We start from the raw sequence: 17,016 nt of genomic DNA, 5'->3' as shown, positions 1-17,016 counted from the left end.
AGGAAAAGATATGGCGGGAAAAAGAGAAGATTATATTACATGGGATGAATATTTTATGGGAGTAGCGGCTCTTTCCGCAAGACGTTCCAAGGATCCCAGCACCCAGGTGGGGGCCTGTATCGTAAGCCAGGATAATAAGATTTTATCCATGGGTTACAATGGTTTTCCCATGGGATGCTCGGATGATGAATTTCCGTGGGACAAGGAAGATGAGCAGGCGGATCCTTACAATGCCAAATATTTCTATTCCACCCACAGTGAATTAAATGCTATCCTTAACTACAGAGGGGGCAGCCTAGAAGGCAGCAAGCTTTATGTTACCCTGTTCCCCTGCAACGAATGTGCGAAGGCCATTATTCAGGCCGGAATCAAAACCATCGTTTACGGTTCGGATAAGTATGACGGTACCCCTGCAGTCAATGCTTCCAAGCGGATGCTCAATGCAGCGGGGGTCCGGTATTACCAGTATCAGCCGACCGGAAGAAAGATAGAGATCGAGGTTTGAGATGAAATTTTTGCTAGTGGCGCTTAACGCCAAATATATCCATTCCAATCCCGCTATTTACAGCTTAAAGGCCTATGCGAAAGCCCATGTAAGAGAACCGGAACTGGAGGATGGAAGGTTTCAGATTGAAACTCAGGAATACACCATTAACAATCAGCCAGATGAAATCTTAAAGGATATTTTCTTAAGGAAACCGGATGCCATTGGGTTTTCCTGTTATATATGGAACTTTTCTTATGTATTAGAGCTGATCCGGGACCTTCCGAACGTTCTCCCTCATGTGGAGATCTGGCTGGGAGGTCCCGAGGTGTCTTATGACGCCCCTGAAATCCTTTGCCGGGAACAATCCGTTTATGGGGTCATGATGGGAGAAGGTGAGGAAACCTTTTCTGAAGTGGTGCGATGCTATCTGGAGCGGTGCAGGGGGAACCTAAATAGCAGGAATTCTTCCTTTCAGTCCATAGACGGTACTGCCGTAAGAGATGAGGGAGGAAATGTGGCAGTGAATCCGCGAAAGACAGTGGTGGACATGAACTCTATTCCCTTCTTCTATAAAGATTTAAAGGATTTTGAGAATCGTATCATTTATTATGAAAGCAGCCGCGGCTGTCCTTTTTCCTGCAGCTACTGCCTTTCTTCTCTGGATAAGTCCGTGAGGCTGCGCGATAGTTCCCTGGTTTTAAAGGAGCTTAATGTGTTCCTGGAAAACCGGGTTCCCCAGGTGAAATTTGTGGACAGGACCTTTAACTGCAGCAGAAAGCATACCATGGAGATCTGGCGCCATATCATAGAACATGATAATGGAGTGACTAATTTTCATTTTGAGATTTCCGCGGATCTATTAAATGAAGAGGAGTTAGAGCTTATGTCCCGCATGAGGCCGGGACTTATCCAGCTTGAGATCGGAGTACAGAGCACCAACCGGTCAACCATTAAGGAAATCCGAAGGACCATGGATTTGAAGCGTTTAAAGGAAAGGGTTGACAAAATCAACAGCTTTGGAAATATCCATCAGCATCTGGATCTGATCGCCGGGCTTCCGGGAGAAGATTTCCAAAGCTTTCGTAATTCCTTTAATGAGGTATATGAGATGAAGCCGGAGCAGCTTCAGCTTGGATTTTTGAAGGTGTTAAAAGGTTCCTATCTGTGGGAAAAGGCAGGAGAATACGGGGTTAAGTTTAAGCAGAAGGCGCCCTACGAGGTGCTGTCAACCAGATGGATTGACTACGGCGGGATTCTGAAGCTGAAAGCTTTGGAGGAAATGCTGGAGGTTTACGGAAACAGCGGACAGTTCCGGACGACCTTACATGAACTTCTAAAAGAGTTTGAAACGCCTTTTGATATGTTTGAGGCGTTGGCTGAATATTATGATAAAAAGGGATACTTAAGAATCAGCCATAACCGGATGGCCCGGTATGAGATCCTGGAAGGCTTCATATGCAGCCTGGTACCAGAAAAGCGTTCCCTGTACCGGGATCTTCTGGTGTATGATCTTTATCTGAGGGAAAATTTAAAGAGCCGGCCTGTTTTTGCGGCAGACCAGGAACCATTTAAGGACCAGGTAAGGGCATTTTTCGAGGCAGAGGCGGCAGCTTTCCGGTATTTAAAGGAAGGTTACGACGGTTATGAGGCCAGACAGCTCATTAAGATGGCCCATGTGGAGGTATTCCGGGACGGAAGGGCAGTTCTTTTTGATTATAAAAAACGGGATGTCCTTTCTCATAATGCAGCGGCTTATGAAATCGGTGTATGGAGGAAATAATGGCAAAGAGAGAGACAAAAGCAGAACGTCAGGCCAGGGTATTAAAAGTGCTTGAGGCCCTTGACCGGGAATATGGAACGTCATATGTATGCTATTTAAACCACGAAAATCCATGGCAGCTTTTAATAGCGGTCATTTTAAGCGCCCAGTGCACCGATGCCAGGGTGAACATGGTGACACCGGACTTATTCAGAAAGTATGATTCCCCAAAGAAATTTGCACAGGCGGATTTAAAGGAATTGGAGAAAGATATCCATTCTCTTGGATTTTATCATATGAAAGCGAAAAACATCATATCCTGCTGTCAGGACCTGGTGGAAAAATTCGGAGGTGAGGTTCCGCGGACAATGGAGGAACTGACCTCTCTTGCAGGAGTGGGCCGTAAAACAGCCAATGTTATCCGGGGAAACATCTACCATGAGCCAAGCATTGTAGTGGATACCCACGTAAAGCGGATTTCCAGAAAGCTGGGCTTTGCAAAGGAAGAGGATCCGGAGAAGATTGAATATGAGCTGATGAAGGTACTTCCAAAAGAACACTGGATCTTATGGAATATTCAGATCATTACCCTTGGCAGATCCATTTGTATTGCAAGAAATCCTAAGTGCAGCCAGTGCTTTTTGGAAAAGCTTTGTCCCAGCGCCGGACTGGAACCAAGTCAGAAGAGGGAGGATTAATGTGGTATCATCCTATATTGCTGTAGATTTGGAAACCACCGGTCTTGATCCAAAGCTGGATAAGATCATTGAAATCGGAGCGGTGAAGGTTATTGAGGGGCAGATTACAGAGAGCTACGAAACCTTTGTTAATCCTTACAGGAAGCTGGGGCCTAAGGTAGGTATGCTCACTGGAATTACCGACCGCCAATTAGAAGATTCCCGGGGAATCGGAGAGGTGATCGGCGGATTTTTGAATTTTGCAGGAGATTTGCCGGTTCTGGGACATCATGTGATATTTGATTACAGTTTTTTAAAGCGTGCGGCAATCAATGAGGGCCATAACTTTGAACGTCAGGGAATCGACACGCTAAAGCTTGCAAGAAGATTTATGCCCCCTGATGAGAAAAAGAATCTAGCAGCAGCCTGCGGATATTTTGGGATCGTTCAAACCTTAAGCCACCGGGCGCTTGCAGATGCAATGGCAGCCCAAAAGCTTTATCAGGAATTGGCAGAGCGGTATGAGAAGGAATCGCCGGAAGCCTTTGGTCCTCAGGCTTTGATTTATAAGGTAAAAAAAGAGCAGCCGGCCTCAAAAAGGCAAAAAGAACACTTGCAGGATTTATTAAAATATCATAAAATAGTTTTATCTGTGCAAACAGAATATTTGTCCAGAAATGAAATATCAAGAATTACGGATAAAATCATAGCACAGTATGGAAGAATATAAGAGAGGTGATACGATATGATTAACTTCAATAATAAAAACAACAGAAAATTTTTATCAGTAGTTTTGATCCTAGTAGTTATTTTACTGATTGCTGCTATGGTGCTTCCTATGATGCTTCAGTTTCTATAAGCAACCAGGAGGTGTATTGGCAGCGTACAGGCACAGCAGAGTATGAGGAATGATTATGAAAAAGAAAACTTTGTCCATGAGCCTGGCAGCGATCGTAATTGCAGCGGGGATTGGATTTCTTTCTCCCGCATATGCCATGGCTGATACTCTTCCGGATGGAATATATGTGGGAGAATATAATCTGGGGGGTATGACAGAAGAAGAAGCCAGCCAAAAGATACAGGACCTGGTGAATGAAATGGAAAACCAAAAGATAACATTGATCGTTGACGGACAGCCGGTGGAAACCATAGCAAAAGATCTTGGCTTCCATTGGAGCAACCCGGAGGCTGTGTCCCAGGCCGCATCTTCCTGGCAGGGAGGCAACTTGATCAAACGGTATCTGAATAAGAAGGATATTGAACAAAACCATGTGATCATCCCTCTGGAAACAGCCCTTGATGATGGAAGTGTGGCATCATTTGTAGCAGAAAAGTGCGCACAGGGAGTAATGGAGCCAAAGAATGCAGCCATTACCCGTGACAAGGGAGTATTTGTCGTGACTCCTTCTGCTATTGGAAAAACCGTTGATGTGGCGGCTACAAAGCAGGCCTTAGATGCTGCTCTTGCCAATGGACTTAAGGAGCCGGTAACAGCCACTGCAGTGGTTGTAGAGGTAAATCCTGCAATAACCACGGATGATTTGATAACCATAAAAGATGTGCTTGGAACCTTTTCCACCAGCTTTTCTTCCAGTGGTGCTTCCAGATCCAAGAATCTGCAGGTAGGCGCGGGCAAGATCAACGGTCACGTGCTGATGCCGGGGGAAACTCTGTCTGGTTATGAGTGCATGCATCCCTTTACCGTAGAAAACGGCTATGCAACGGCCTCGGCCTATGAGAATGGCCAGGTTGTAGACAGCATTGGCGGAGGTGTCTGCCAGATCGCTACTACCATTTACAATGCCGTACTCAGGGCAGAGCTGGAAGTTGCCCAGAGGCAGAACCACTCCATGATAGTTGGATATGTGAAACCCTCTGAAGATGCAGCCATAGCCGGTACGTATAAGGATATAAAATTTACCAACAATTACAGCACGCCCATTTATGTCGAGGGCTATACTTCCGGAAAGACCCTTACCTTTACCATCTATGGGAAAGAAACCAGACCTGCTAACAGGACCTTTGATTTTGTTTCTGAGACCTTGAGCGTAACGGATCCGGGTGCACCAAAGGAGATCGTGGACCCGGCCATGCCTCCTGGAAGCAAAAAACAGGTCCAGTCTGCACATAAGGGGATGAAGTCCAGGCTGTGGAAGGTTGTATATGTAGATGGTGTTGAGCAGAGCCGGGAGATCCTTCATACGGATACCTATAATCCATCAAAGGCCATTATAAAGGTGGGACCGGCCGCTCCTGCAGTTGCTGTACCGGCTGAAACTCCTGGAATTCCTGTGGAAACGCCGCCGGTTGCGACCCCGGACGAGACAGTTCCTGCAGAAACCGGGAACGCAGTACAGGAAGGACCCCAGATACCGGAAGATGCCTCGTTAGAAGCAGGACCGTAAGCACTGGCAGGTAAGCATATGAGACGGATCGAAAGAGAGAATACCGGAACCGTAAGTCCCGGGCAGGATCTTGTTATTGCAGGATATGCCGGGCTGTCCGGAACGGTGGAAACCGTAAAAAATAAACAAGAAGAATTATATCAATGGTTTTCCAGAGACTATGTAGACCGGATATTGGAATCCGGGGACATGGAACTGGAAGGAGATTTGGAAAAGTGGAAGGAATTCGGTGCATCTGAATGTGAACCGGCAGGTAAGGGCGGAGTTCTGAAGGCTCTTTGGGATTTATCCGGCGCTTATATGACGGGTATCCGGTTTTCCCTTCTCAGGATTCCGGTGAAACAGGAAACCATCGAAATTTGTGAGCGGTACGATTTAAACCCGTACCGCCTTTTCTCGGCAGGCTGCCTGCTTTTTTCGGCTGATAACGGAGGGGATCTGGTACATGCTTTAAAAGAGCAGAGAATCCATGCAGCCGTGATCGGGAAAGTAACGGGAGGCATCAAACGGATCATTGACCACGGGGAAAGCGTCGGCTATCTTGACCGGCCCACAGAGGATGAACTTTATAAGGTTTTATGTCCAAAAGGCGTGGACAATTAACAATGAAATCAGGAGGCAGGATATGAGAGAAAAAATATTGGCAATTATTGAAAAAAACAGCAGGATCGATTTAAAGGATCTGGCGATTCTTTTAGGGGAAAATGAGGCCGCCATTGCCAATGAAATCGCTGAAATGGAAAAAGAGCATATCATATGCGGCTACCACACCCTGATTAACTGGGATAATACCAGCGATGAAAAAGTTATGGCTCTGATTGAAGTTAAGGTCACTCCCCAGAGAGGCATGGGTTTTGACAAGATCGCGGAGCGCATTTATCAGTACAGTGAGGTAAATGCCGTTTATCTCATGTCCGGCGCTTTTGATTTTACGGTTTTCATAGAAGGGAAGACTATGAGGCAGGTAGCACAGTTTGTATCGGAAAAGCTATCTCCTATGGAATCGGTACTAAGCACGGCGACCCATTTTGTCTTAAAGAAATACAAGGACCATGGAACCGTACTTGCTGAAGGGACAACCGATGAAAGGATGTTGATTACGCCGTGAGAAATCCATTATCAGATCGAATCGTAGAGATCCAGCCTTCGGGAATCCGTAAGTTTTTTGATATAGTAAGTGAAATGAAGGATGCCATTTCCCTTGGAGTGGGGGAGCCTGATTTTGACACGCCCTGGCATATTCGGGAAGAGGGAATTTATTCCCTGGAAAAAGGCCGTACGTTTTATACCTCCAATGCAGGTTTAAAAGAATTAAAGCTGGAGATATGCAGCTACTTAAGCCGGCGCTTCGCGGTTACATATGATCCTGACCACGAAGTTATGGTGACGGTTGGCGGAAGTGAGGCCATTGATATTGCCCTGCGCGCCATGTTAAATCCCGGGGATGAAGTCTTAATCCCTCAACCCAGCTACGTTTCCTACGTTCCCTGCACCATTCTGGCAAATGGCGTTCCGGTCATCATTGACCTGGAAGCAAAGGATCAGTTTAAGCTGACAAGTGAAAAGCTGTTGGAAAAGATCACTCCAAAGACCAAGGTACTGGTGCTTCCATTCCCCAATAATCCTACGGGAGCGGTTATGAAGGCGGAGGAGCTGGAGGAGATCGTTAAAATCGTTATAGAGAAGGATCTGTTTGTGATTTCGGATGAGATTTATGCGGAGCTTACCTACGGAAGTGACCATACTACCATTGCTTCATTTCCCGGAATGAAGGACCGGACCGTGCTCATCAACGGCTTTTCAAAATCCTATGCCATGACCGGCTGGCGCCTTGGCTATGCCGCAGCACCGAGAGTGATACTGGAGCAGATGTTAAAGATCCATCAGTTTGCCATTATGTGTGCGCCGACTACCAGCCAGTATGCCGCAGTGGCGGCCCTGCGTGACGGGGATAAGGACGTTCAGGTGATGAGGGAATCCTATGACCAGAGGCGCCGTTATCTGATCCACACGTTTAAAGAAATGGGAATGGAGTGTTTTGAACCTCATGGTGCATTTTATACCTTTCCATCTGTCAAACGGTTTGGAATGACCTCTGATGAGTTTGCTACCAGACTCCTTCGGGAAGAAAAGGTGGCGGTAGTGCCAGGTACGGCTTTTGGAGACTGCGGAGAAGGATATCTTCGTATTTCCTATGCATACTCTTTAAAGAATCTTAAAGAGGCCTTAAGCCGTATGGACCGATTTGTCAAGAAACTGGATGGAAAGGCGTAAGAGGTATGAATATTGTATTATTGGAACCAGAGATGCCGGCCAACACCGGAAATATCGGCCGAACCTGCGTGGCCACAGGGACGAAGCTGCATCTGATCGAGCCTCTGGGATTTAAACTGAATGATAAACTGATTAAACGGGCCGGGCTGGACTACTGGGACAAGCTTGATGTAACGGTATACAGCGATTATCAGGATTTCCTGAACCGGAACCCCGGAGCGAAGATCTACATGGCCACCACAAAGGGACTTCATGTCTATTCCGATGTGGAGTATGAAACGGACTGCTTTCTCATGTTTGGAAAGGAAAGCGCCGGGATTCCGGAAGAGATCCTTTTGGAGAATCAGGACCAGTGTATCAGAATCCCTATGTGGGGTGATATCCGGTCTTTAAATTTATCCAACTCTGTTTCGATTGTGCTTTATGAGGCATTGAGACAGAACGGATTTGAACGTATGACCATGACGGGTGAACTTCATCACCTTCAGTGGAAGGAATAAAATAATACCGGTACAATTTTTTCTTGTTTGTCTAGAGGAAAAATGTACCGGTATTTTTTTGGCAAAAAAGAAGTCCTCGATCAATATGATTCTTTCGGAGGTTACGGACTCAAGTGTCTTGATAATTCTATATTTTCATTATTAAAAGACTTGATATCGGGCTGGGCCGGCCTGGTTACGAGTCTTTTAATAATGAGTATTCCTATCTCGGCTACAGTAAATATGATTGCTATTTAATTTGTGAGCGGATTATGAAGAGTACATTATATAATGATATTGAAATATTAAGAAGATATAAATGGATAATAAAAAGTCACTTTTCGCAATATCCAAGTATGGATATGAATAGACAAAGAAATAAAGTTTATATAGAATTTATATAAAGGTTCCTGTTTAAATGGGGTTTGTATGTAAGATATTACCATATATCCATTTGTACACATCAGGAAAAACACTATATTACGATGATGGATAGATATGGTGATGGTCATTTTACAAGTTTTGCAAGACACATAAAAATACATGAAAAGGAGATTATTATGACTAAGGATAGAGCTGTAAGAACGGAGCAAATGCTCCTGTATTTAAAAAGGTACTGGGGGCTGTCACCGGCGAGAAAATCATGAATTCCATAAACAACACTGACTATACTCTTACGATCAACGGGCTGAAGATGAAAGATGAGGAAACAACTCTAAAAACAGTGGCCTTGGGTTACGATACAGTTTCATCTGATGTTATCACAAAAGCTTATTACGCTTCAATGACGGATGGCTTCGTTCCTAAGCACTATAATCTGGGAGATATAGAGGCGGAAGCCGGTGTAGAGGAATCTCTTAGAGTAAAAAGGGATGCGTTCTTGGATCAGGCTGTTTCAGCCTCTGCGGATAAATTTGATGCTATATTTGACAGCGGTTTTGCTGATTACCTAGCAAGCGGCGCCCAGGCCGCCATCGACGAGCGCACTGCTAAATGGCAGGAGTTTTTTGGAGATAGCACCAGCGGAAAGTGATATTCGTTCTTGAGTTTTTGAGTGGAAACAAGCACCTCTGTTTTTAATAGAGGTGCTTGTAATTTCAAAGACCATGGTCGAAATTAAGAAAAACCCATGCTAAGGAGCTCCGGCCTTAGGCAGGCTGAAGATGAACTCTGATCCGACCCCTTCCGTGCTGACCACATCAATATTCTCTCCGTGGGACTGGATAATTTCCCTGACAATGGCAAGACCAAGTCCGGTTCCCTTCTTATCTTTTCCTCTGGATAAGTCCGATTTATAGAACCGATCCCAGATCTTTTTTAAACTTTCCTTTGGTATGCCGATTCCCGTATCTTTAATGGAAACAAAGATCTTCTCATACTTTACTGAAGCCTGTATGCAGATGGTGGAATCCGCATGGCTGAATTTAATGGCGTTGTCTATCAGATTATAGAGCACCTGCTGTATCTTCCCAAGGTCTGCATAAACCATCTGAATGCTTTCAGAAAAGGTCAGATCAAAGGTAATGTTTTTATCACTGCATGTTCCTTCAAAAGAAGCGGCTGTATCCTTTATGACCCGGTTGATGTCAAAGCTGGCGCGGTTTAAATATCCTTTGCAGTCCAGAGAATTAAGGGTCAGCATTCCCTGGGTCAGCTTGTTTAATCGTTCTGTTTCTGAAATGACCCTGTTTAAATATTTCTCATGCATCTCCGGCGGAATGGTTCCGTCAAGGATGGCTTCCAGATATCCCTTAATGGAGGTCAATGGAGAGCGGAAATCATGGGAAACATTGGCGATAAAGGTTTTCTGATATTCCTCCATCTTCCCAAGTTCGGCGGACATATAGTTAAGCGTGGCGGCAAGATAGCCCATTTCATCTCTTGTATTCACCTCAATGTGGTGAGCTAAGTTCCCCTGGGCGTATTCGTTTGCTCCTGCCGTGATTTTTTTAAGAGGAAAATAAACATTCCTGGTAAAAACAAGGAGGATAATCAGAGAGAGGCCAAACACAACCGCTGATGTGACGTAAACGATGTTTAAGATCCCGTCCCTCTCCATTTTCAAATAGGACAGCGGCAGGTGAATTACCACATAGCCATATGTGTTATAGTTCCCTGTAATAGGCGCATGGACGCTTAATACATCATAGGAGAATTGATCATAGTAGTCACCAATGGTGTAGGACTTGTTTCCCATTGAGGTAGGGTCAAAGTTTTCGATGACCTGTCCCTGCTTGTCGGACTGTGCACTATCGGATACCACTTTACCCTGCCGGTCTACGATCCAAATCTGCGCATGAAGATAATTGCCTTCCTTCACCAGCTCCGGATAGGAGGAGGTCAGCTTCATGTCCTTGCCTTGGTACATGCCGCTATAGGAGGAGGCAATCTGATTGGCTTCGTCATACAGGGCTTCGGAACGGCGGCCAAGGAGATATTGGTCTGTGATTTCAGAAGAAAAGGTAGCAATGGTAACAAATCCGAGGAGGCCGAACAGCAGATAGCCCAGGACGAATTTATAATAGAGAGAATGTGTCATTTAGCGTTTCACCTCAAAATCAAAGCATTCCATATGGAAGCCGTATTTATGCAGATCAGAGAGGTACGATTTTATTGTTTGACAGTTTTTCGATTGCTTCATAATACTACTCCATCTTATAAATTTTTACATCCAGAAATGATTAATCACCTAAACGTAATTAAATTTAGTATACATCTTTTCGGTAATTTAGTCACTTCTTATTTTCTCCATATGTAATTTTTGTAATCGGTTTCATATTTAAGATTGTAGTTGATTAATTTTTCGATTAATCGTCCATACTATCACGGAGGTGATAAACATGAAGAAAAACAAAGAATATGATGAATACGATGAATTTGAAGAAGACGTGGCGGAAGAAGTCAATACGTTCAACAACCACTGGGGAACAGGGCATTTTCTGGGACCAAACACACTGAGATATAAAGAAAACAGAGATGTTTACGAGGAAAAGGACAGCGAGTAGCTGTCCTTTTCTTTTATAACGTTTGCAACTATTTCACGAAGAGGCGGTCAATACCATCTTTTGGATTGTGATGGTCAACAGGCGAATCACCGCCTTACCTCTTTACTTCGAATTTATATCCGATTCCCCATACCGTTGTCAGTGCCCAGCCTGCGTGATCCTTGATTTTTTCACGAAGCCGTTTGATATGGACATCTACGGTTCTGGTATCACCGATGTATTCGTATCCCCAAATGTGATCCAAAAGCTGCTCTCTTGTAAACACCTGGTTTGGTGAGGCTGCCAGGAAATAAAGAAGCTCCAGTTCCTTGGGCGGCATCTCGATGGAATGCCCCATATAGATAACCGAATAATTCGTCAGGTTAACAATGAGGTCCGGATATTCTACATAATCGCCCTGATGATCCGTATGAAGAGCGGCAGGAACAGGGTTTGTCTGGTAACGTCTTAAAACGGCCTTTACTCGGGCCACCAGTTCCTTGGAATCAAAAGGTTTGATCATGTAGTCGTCAGCGCCCAGTTCCAGGCCCAGAACCTTGTCAAAGACCTCTCCCTTGGCGGACAGCATGATGATGGGGACTTGGGAGGAGGAACGCATCTCCCGGCAGACCTGGTAGCCGTCCATGCCGGGAAGCATCAGATCTAAAAGCACCAGGTGGGGACGGAACTCAGGAAATACCCGGAGCGCCTCCTCTCCGTCGCCTACGATTTCTGTTTCATAGCATTCTTTTAACAAATATAGGGAAATTAATTCCGCGATGTTGCTGTCATCGTCTACAATCAATATCCGCTGTTTTTCTGCCATAATGGCCCCCTTTCTCAAATGATTCACGCAAAGGCAGCAGGCCAGGAGAATATGCCCGCATATCCATATGATGACTGCCTGCGGAGTATTTACTTAAATGAAACGATGGTTACGCCGGAATCCCCTTCGCCAAAGGCACCAAGCCGGAATTCCTTCACATACTTTAACTTCTTTAAGTGCTTGTGCACCGCATTTTTTAAGGCTCCCGTTCCCCGGCCATGTACCACACGCACCTGGGGAAGGTGGGCCAGGTAGGCATCGTCTAAATATTTGTCCAGCTGGGGGATGGCTTCATCCGTTGTCATTCCGATCAGGTTAATCTCCGGAGAGATGGTAAAGGATTTGGACATACGTGTAGAGCTGCTTCCGCTTCCTGATTTCCTGGAACCGCCAGAGGCGGGAGTGGAAACAGACTCCTCGTGGAGAAGCTCTAAATCCGAAAGGTTGACCAGGGAACGGAGAATTCCCATCTGTACATACAGATCGCCTTTTGCATTGGGAAGAGAGCTTACCGTCCCGTTCAAGTTCATGCTTAAGACCTTTACACCGTCTCCCAGCTTCAGTTTTTTAGGATCGATCTTCTTTCCCGGCTGCTTTTTCTCATTTTTCAGGGAAAGGGAAGAATCCACATCCTGAAGTTTGCTTCTTAACTTGCTCCGCTGTTCCTCCAGCTCCTTACTTACGCCGGAGTCTGCGGCCAGCTTGTTAATGTTCCGTATGGTCTGGTCTGCCGTATCCTTGGCATCCCGGAGGATCCTCTGTGCTTCCTCTTTGGCTGCCCGTATCATCTGATCCCGGCGTTCATCAAGCCGTTCTTCCTTCTGGGTCAGCCGGGCTTTCAACTGTTCTACCTCCTGCTTATAGGAGGCGATCTGGATCCGTTCCTTTTCAATGGTGACGCGGTTTTGTTCCAGATGGGTCAAAAGGTCTTCGAAGGTTTCATCCTTTGCCTCAAGGTTGGTTTTCGCATCTTCAATAATATAATCTGGAAGTCCCAGCTTTTTAGAAATGGCAAAGGCATTACTTTTACCCGGCACGCCGATTAAAAGGCGGTAGGTAGGTCTTAAGGTTTCTACGTTAAATTCACAGCAGGCATTTTCTACGCCTGGGGTTGTGAGGGCGAACACCTTTAGCTCACTGTAGTGGGTGGTGGCCATGGTGCGGCATTTCATATTATGGAGAAATGACAGTATGGAGATGGCAAGGGCCGCTCCCTCCGTTGGATCGGTTCCAGCTCCAAGTTCATCAAACAGGCAGAGAGAATTGCTGTCTGCCTGGCCCAGGATCTGGACAATGTTGGTCATATGGCTGGAAAAAGTACTTAAACTCTGCTCAATGCTCTGTTCATCTCCGATATCTGCGAACACTTCATCAAACACCGCCAGCTGGGAGCCGTCAAATGCCGGTATATGAAGGCCGGACTGTCCCATAAGGGTAAATAAGCCCACTGTCTTTAAGGAAACTGTTTTTCCTCCGGTATTTGGTCCGGTTACGATTAACAGATCAAAGTCCCGGCCCAGATGGATGCTGATGGGAACCACCTTAGCTGGGTCAAGCAGGGGATGGCGTCCATCCTTAATGTTTATGATCCGCTCTGTGTTAAATTCCGGTTCGCTTGCATTGTAATGTTTGGATAAGGCTGCTTTTGCAAAAATAAAATCCAGCTTGGTCAGAATCTCAAAATTCGTTTCCAGCTCCGTGAGATAGGGAGCCAGCTGGTTGCTTAAATCGGCCAGGATCATTTCGATTTCTTTCTGTTCCTGGATTTCCAGGGCCCTTAAATCATTATTAAGCTTCACGATAGCCATTGGTTCGATAAAAAGTGTGGAACCTGTGGAGGACTGGTCGTGAACCATGCCTGACACCTGGGATTTATGCTCGGATTTCACCGGGAGACAGTAACGTCCATCCCTCATGGTGATCACCGCGTCCTGTAGATAAGTCCGGTTGGAATTTAAAATGGAGTTTAACTGGGTATGGATCTTATCATTAATAGAACGCATGGAGCGCCTTACATGATGAAGTCCCGGGCTGGCGTCATCGCTGACCTCCTCTTCAGAGATGATGCAGCGTTTGATTTCTGTGTTGACCGGGGTTAACGGTTCCAGCATCCGGAAGAATTCCTCCAGTGAATCATCCGGCAGCTCTGAGTCCTCATGGCGTCCGTAGGCTTTCGCCCTTGCTGAGGCGGTAAGAAGGGAACTGATGGAAAGAATCTCCACAATCCCCAGAGAGCTTCCAACGTCCAGACGTTTTATGGATGGCCGGATGTCTTTTACGCCTCCAAAGGAGATGCCGCCTTTCTGGCGCACTCTTGTAGCGGCATCGGTCGTTTCGCTCTGGGATCTCACGATTTCCTGGTAGTCCGTTGATGGGACCAGATTACGGCACAGCGCCTTGCCAGAATCGCTGGAAGCGTATTCCGCAAGCTGTGCAATGATTTTATGATATTCTAAAGTTTTTAATGCTTTCTGATTCATATATTATTCCTTGTTTATTCTGCTTTCTTTGCATTGTGTTCCGGTGATGATGGTATCTGTTACAGTATAGCATATGTGGGACAAAAACTGCAATCCTCAGGTTGTTTTTCCTCCTATGGAGATAATTATAATGTTTCTGGATTTCTGGAAATTATTCCTAAGGTTTCCGGATGGAGTCTCTGTTTATGTAGGTTTTTCTTGCATTAAAGGGCGAACAACCTTATAATAGTATTTAGGTCTTCTGCAAAGGAGGGTTAGTATGCCGGAAAATAACGGGCCAGATGATAGAAAGACGGAGCCCCGTCAGTTTATCAATGAAAAGATAGTGAGACAGCCCATGTCAAAAAGGGATATGTTAAAAAGGGCCTTGGGCCTTTTTGCGACTGCTGTTATTTTCGGAATTATTGCAGCTGTTACATTTGCCGTATCCCGACCTGTAGCTGAGCGATTTTTTGCAAAGGGGTCCACCAGTGAAAGTATTCCTGTGACCATACCAAAGGATGATCCTGAAACTATGCCTTCCGAGGTTGAGACCGGGTCTGCAGCTGAGACAGAACCGATTGAGGATATTTTAAAGTCCGCTATGGAGAAATATCCATTTTCAGTAGATGATTTAAATACTCTTTACGGAAGCCTTAGGACTCTGGTCCAGAAAGCGGACAAGGGGATTGTAACGGTCCATTCCGTAAAAACCCAGACAGACTGGTTTAATAACCCTGTGGAAAACTCCAGCCTGTTTTCAGGAGTGATTATAGCTACTGCAAATCAAGAACTTCTGGTACTGACACCGGATGGAGCTGTGGAGGATGCGGAAGCGATTCGTGTGGCATTTTCCGACGGGACAGAAGTCCAGGGAACCATCAAGCAGACCGATAAGCTTTCTGGAATGGCCATCGTAAGCGTTTCCACGGCTGATCTTGGAAGAGCTTTGTTAGAGGAGATTAAAGCTATCGAGCTGGGAAATTCCTATTCCGTAAAGCAGGGGGATCTGGTTGTGGCCATTGGCGGCCCTGCCGGCATGGTCCATTCTGTTGGATATGGATTTATATCGTATATAACGAAAAATGTGCAGATTACCGATGGTATGACACGTATCCTGTATTCTGATGTGAAGGGAAGTGCCGGGACCGGCACATTCCTTATGAACACGTCAGGTCAGATCATCGGCTGGGTAACGGATGAACATAAGAATGATAGCAGTAAGGATATGACAGCAGCTATGGCCATATCCGATTATAAGAGTATTCTGGGAAAAATGAGCAATGGGGTGTCATATCCATACTTTGGTATCAAAGGACAGGAAGTAAGCGCTGTCATGAATAGCAACGGTATGCCTCTTGGGGTGTATGTGGTTGATGTGAATGCAGACAGCCCTGCCTATAATGCCGGGATCCAGTGCGGCGATATCATAAGGACCATGGGAAAGGAAACCATTGTTACCATGAAGGACTTTCAGTCGGTGCTCGAAAATTCCAATCCAGGAGATGTGATTCCTGTGAGTGTTTCTCGCAATGGAAGGGAAGAATATAAAGAGATACAGTTTCAGGTAACCATTGGAGCCAGGTAATCTTCCTGGCTTCCGTGTTGCCTGGGGTTAAGAATGTGGAGGAAAACAATGAGGTATGTAGAATCATTCCGTGAGGGAATGCATGTATCAGATGTGTATTTATGCAAAAATAAGCAGATTGCCCTTACGAAATCGGGAAAAGAATATGGAAACCTGATTCTTCAGGATAAGACCGGAACTGTGGATGCCAAGATCTGGGATCTGGGATCTCCGGGAATCGGGAACTTTGAAACTCTGGATTATGTATACATAGATGCAGATGTTACCGTTTTCCAGAATTCCCACCAGTTAAATATCAAGCGGATCCGGAAAGCGGATGAGGGAGAATTTGTTCCCGGTGATTACCTTCCGGTTTCCTCTAAGAATATCGGTCTTATGTACGAGGAGTTTCTGGGCTTTATCCGGACAATTAAGAATCCTCATTTAAGAATGCTCTTGGAAAGCTTTTTTGTGGAGGATGCCGCTTTTGCTAAGGCATTTCAGTTCCACTCTGCGGCAAAAAGTGTTCACCACGGCTTTGTGGGCGGACTTTTGGAGCATACCTTAAGTGTTGTGAAGCTGTGTGATTATTATGCCGGCTACTATCCGTACATTAACCGGGATTTGCTAATAACTGCAGCCATGTTTCATGATATCGGAAAAACCAGGGAACTTTCTACATTCCCGGAAAACGACTATACCGATGACGGGCAGCTTCTGGGACACATCATCATTGGAACGGAAATGGTGGGAGAGAGGATCCGGTCGATGGAAGGCTTTCCGGAAAAGACGGCTTCCGAACTGAAGCACTGCATTCTGGCCCATCACGGGGAGCTGGAATACGGTTCTCCGAAGAAACCGGCTTTGATCGAGGCACTGGCGTTAAATTTTGCAGATAATACAGATGCCAAGATGGAGACCATGATCGAGGTGTTAAAGGGCGCAGGAGATAATAACGGATGGCTGGGATATAACCGGTTGATGGAAAGCAATTTACGAAAGACATCCGAATAATATTAAGCATGTCCATTCAAATATGATTTTTTTGTTTTCATAATATAGAAAAGGTACATCAGTGATTTTGGTAATCCTGATGGGC

The 17,016-nt window shown here is 45.5% G+C and carries 16 protein-coding genes; 13 read left to right on the top strand and 3 right to left on the bottom strand.

The window, feature by feature from the left end; translation table 11 throughout:
* The first annotated feature begins 10 nt into the window (after nt 1-10).
* The 10 genes from H171_RS24910 (at nt 11) to H171_RS17345 (ending at nt 9,114) form a co-directional block, all read left to right on the top strand.
* Nucleotides 11-505, top strand: coding sequence for a deoxycytidylate deaminase (locus H171_RS24910; protein ID WP_054791666.1), 495 nt, complete (start codon nt 11-13; stop codon nt 503-505).
* 1 nt (nt 506) lies between these two features.
* Nucleotides 507-2,267 carry a B12-binding domain-containing radical SAM protein gene (locus H171_RS17395; RefSeq protein ID WP_100306256.1) on the top strand — a complete coding sequence of 587 codons (1,761 nt, stop codon included), beginning with the start codon at nt 507-509 and terminating at the stop codon, nt 2,265-2,267.
* Nucleotides 2,267-2,944 (top strand): endonuclease III, encoded by a 678-nt coding sequence (gene nth / locus H171_RS17390; RefSeq protein ID WP_100306255.1) that lies wholly within the window; start codon nt 2,267-2,269, stop codon nt 2,942-2,944. The genes H171_RS17395 and nth overlap by 1 nt, the downstream gene beginning before the upstream one ends.
* 1 nt (nt 2,945) lies before the next feature.
* The gene (locus H171_RS17385; RefSeq protein WP_100306254.1) at nt 2,946-3,653 is read left to right on the top strand and encodes a 3'-5' exonuclease; all 708 of its coding nucleotides are present in this window, start codon (nt 2,946-2,948) and stop codon (nt 3,651-3,653) included.
* A gap of 184 nt (nt 3,654-3,837) precedes the next feature.
* On the top strand, nt 3,838-5,328 hold the full coding sequence (locus H171_RS17375; RefSeq protein WP_100306253.1) for a VanW family protein: 1,491 nt from the start codon (nt 3,838-3,840) through the stop codon (nt 5,326-5,328).
* An 18-nt stretch (nt 5,329-5,346) separates the two neighbouring features.
* Complete coding sequence (locus tag H171_RS17370; protein WP_100306252.1) at nt 5,347-5,931, top strand: AIR synthase-related protein; 585 nt, start codon at nt 5,347-5,349, stop codon at nt 5,929-5,931.
* Nucleotides 5,932-5,953: 22 nt separating this feature from the next.
* Nucleotides 5,954-6,436: an Lrp/AsnC family transcriptional regulator gene (locus tag H171_RS17365; protein ID WP_025231079.1), complete on the top strand. Its 483-nt coding sequence runs from the start codon at nt 5,954-5,956 to the stop codon at nt 6,434-6,436.
* Entirely contained in the window at nt 6,433-7,602 is a 1,170-nt protein-coding gene (locus tag H171_RS17360) for an aminotransferase class I/II-fold pyridoxal phosphate-dependent enzyme (RefSeq protein ID WP_100306251.1), read from the top strand. The genes H171_RS17365 and H171_RS17360 overlap by 4 nt, the downstream gene beginning before the upstream one ends.
* 5 nt (nt 7,603-7,607) lie before the next feature.
* Nucleotides 7,608-8,102 (top strand): tRNA (uridine(34)/cytosine(34)/5-carboxymethylaminomethyluridine(34)-2'-O)-methyltransferase TrmL, encoded by a 495-nt coding sequence (gene trmL, locus H171_RS17355; protein WP_100306250.1) that lies wholly within the window; start codon nt 7,608-7,610, stop codon nt 8,100-8,102.
* Nucleotides 8,103-8,724: 622 nt separating this feature from the next.
* Complete coding sequence (locus tag H171_RS17345; protein ID WP_100306248.1) at nt 8,725-9,114, top strand: hypothetical protein; 390 nt, start codon at nt 8,725-8,727, stop codon at nt 9,112-9,114.
* Nucleotides 9,115-9,213: 99 nt separating this feature from the next.
* Here H171_RS17345 and H171_RS17340 read toward each other — a convergent pair whose 3' ends face one another.
* Nucleotides 9,214-10,620: a HAMP domain-containing sensor histidine kinase gene (locus H171_RS17340; protein WP_100306247.1), complete on the bottom strand. Its 1,407-nt coding sequence runs from the start codon at nt 10,618-10,620 to the stop codon at nt 9,214-9,216.
* A 301-nt stretch (nt 10,621-10,921) separates the two neighbouring features.
* Between H171_RS17340 and H171_RS24205 the strand changes: the two genes are divergently transcribed.
* Complete coding sequence (locus H171_RS24205) at nt 10,922-11,086, top strand: hypothetical protein (RefSeq protein ID WP_157803180.1); 165 nt, start codon at nt 10,922-10,924, stop codon at nt 11,084-11,086.
* 94 nt (nt 11,087-11,180) lie between these two features.
* Here the strand turns inward: H171_RS24205 and H171_RS17335 are convergent, their stop codons facing one another.
* Both H171_RS17335 and H171_RS17330 read right to left on the bottom strand, forming a co-directional pair.
* Nucleotides 11,181-11,891 carry a response regulator transcription factor gene (locus H171_RS17335; RefSeq protein WP_100043492.1) on the bottom strand — a complete coding sequence of 237 codons (711 nt, stop codon included), beginning with the start codon at nt 11,889-11,891 and terminating at the stop codon, nt 11,181-11,183.
* Between the two features lie 89 nt (nt 11,892-11,980).
* Nucleotides 11,981-14,371, bottom strand: coding sequence for an endonuclease MutS2 (locus tag H171_RS17330; RefSeq protein WP_100306246.1), 2,391 nt, complete (start codon nt 14,369-14,371; stop codon nt 11,981-11,983).
* A 259-nt stretch (nt 14,372-14,630) separates the two neighbouring features.
* Between H171_RS17330 and H171_RS17325 the strand changes: the two genes are divergently transcribed.
* Complete coding sequence (locus H171_RS17325; RefSeq protein ID WP_100306245.1) at nt 14,631-15,938, top strand: S1C family serine protease; 1,308 nt, start codon at nt 14,631-14,633, stop codon at nt 15,936-15,938.
* A gap of 48 nt (nt 15,939-15,986) precedes the next feature.
* Entirely contained in the window at nt 15,987-16,931 is a 945-nt protein-coding gene (locus H171_RS17320) for a 3'-5' exoribonuclease YhaM family protein (RefSeq protein ID WP_100306244.1), read from the top strand.
* Nucleotides 16,932-17,016: the final 85 nt, after the last annotated feature.

It is taken from the genome of [Clostridium] celerecrescens 18A (assembly GCF_002797975.1).
Taxonomy (GTDB): domain Bacteria; phylum Bacillota; class Clostridia; order Lachnospirales; family Lachnospiraceae; genus Lacrimispora; species Lacrimispora celerecrescens.
Note: the sequence above shows the minus strand (reverse complement) of the source record. Positions and strands in the feature narration are given on the sequence as shown.

What these genes read in the sequence shown, in the direction of transcription:
- H171_RS17320 (WP_100306244.1), top strand. Translation starts at nt 15,987, where the DNA reads ATGAGGTATGTAGAATCATTCCGTGAGGGAATGCATGTATCAGATGTG.
- H171_RS24910 (WP_054791666.1), top strand. Translation starts at nt 11, where the DNA reads ATGGCGGGAAAAAGAGAAGATTATATTACATGGGATGAATATTTTATG.
- H171_RS17395 (WP_100306256.1), top strand. Translation starts at nt 507, where the DNA reads ATGAAATTTTTGCTAGTGGCGCTTAACGCCAAATATATCCATTCCAAT.
- H171_RS17340 (WP_100306247.1), bottom strand. Translation starts at nt 10,620, where the DNA reads ATGACACATTCTCTCTATTATAAATTCGTCCTGGGCTATCTGCTGTTC.
- H171_RS17335 (WP_100043492.1), bottom strand. Translation starts at nt 11,891, where the DNA reads ATGGCAGAAAAACAGCGGATATTGATTGTAGACGATGACAGCAACATC.
- H171_RS24205 (WP_157803180.1), top strand. Translation starts at nt 10,922, where the DNA reads ATGAAGAAAAACAAAGAATATGATGAATACGATGAATTTGAAGAAGAC.
- H171_RS17330 (WP_100306246.1), bottom strand. Translation starts at nt 14,371, where the DNA reads ATGAATCAGAAAGCATTAAAAACTTTAGAATATCATAAAATCATTGCA.
- H171_RS17370 (WP_100306252.1), top strand. Translation starts at nt 5,347, where the DNA reads ATGAGACGGATCGAAAGAGAGAATACCGGAACCGTAAGTCCCGGGCAG.
- H171_RS17365 (WP_025231079.1), top strand. Translation starts at nt 5,954, where the DNA reads ATGAGAGAAAAAATATTGGCAATTATTGAAAAAAACAGCAGGATCGAT.
- nth (WP_100306255.1), top strand. Translation starts at nt 2,267, where the DNA reads ATGGCAAAGAGAGAGACAAAAGCAGAACGTCAGGCCAGGGTATTAAAA.
- H171_RS17345 (WP_100306248.1), top strand. Translation starts at nt 8,725, where the DNA reads ATGAATTCCATAAACAACACTGACTATACTCTTACGATCAACGGGCTG.
- trmL (WP_100306250.1), top strand. Translation starts at nt 7,608, where the DNA reads ATGAATATTGTATTATTGGAACCAGAGATGCCGGCCAACACCGGAAAT.
- H171_RS17375 (WP_100306253.1), top strand. Translation starts at nt 3,838, where the DNA reads ATGAAAAAGAAAACTTTGTCCATGAGCCTGGCAGCGATCGTAATTGCA.
- H171_RS17325 (WP_100306245.1), top strand. Translation starts at nt 14,631, where the DNA reads ATGCCGGAAAATAACGGGCCAGATGATAGAAAGACGGAGCCCCGTCAG.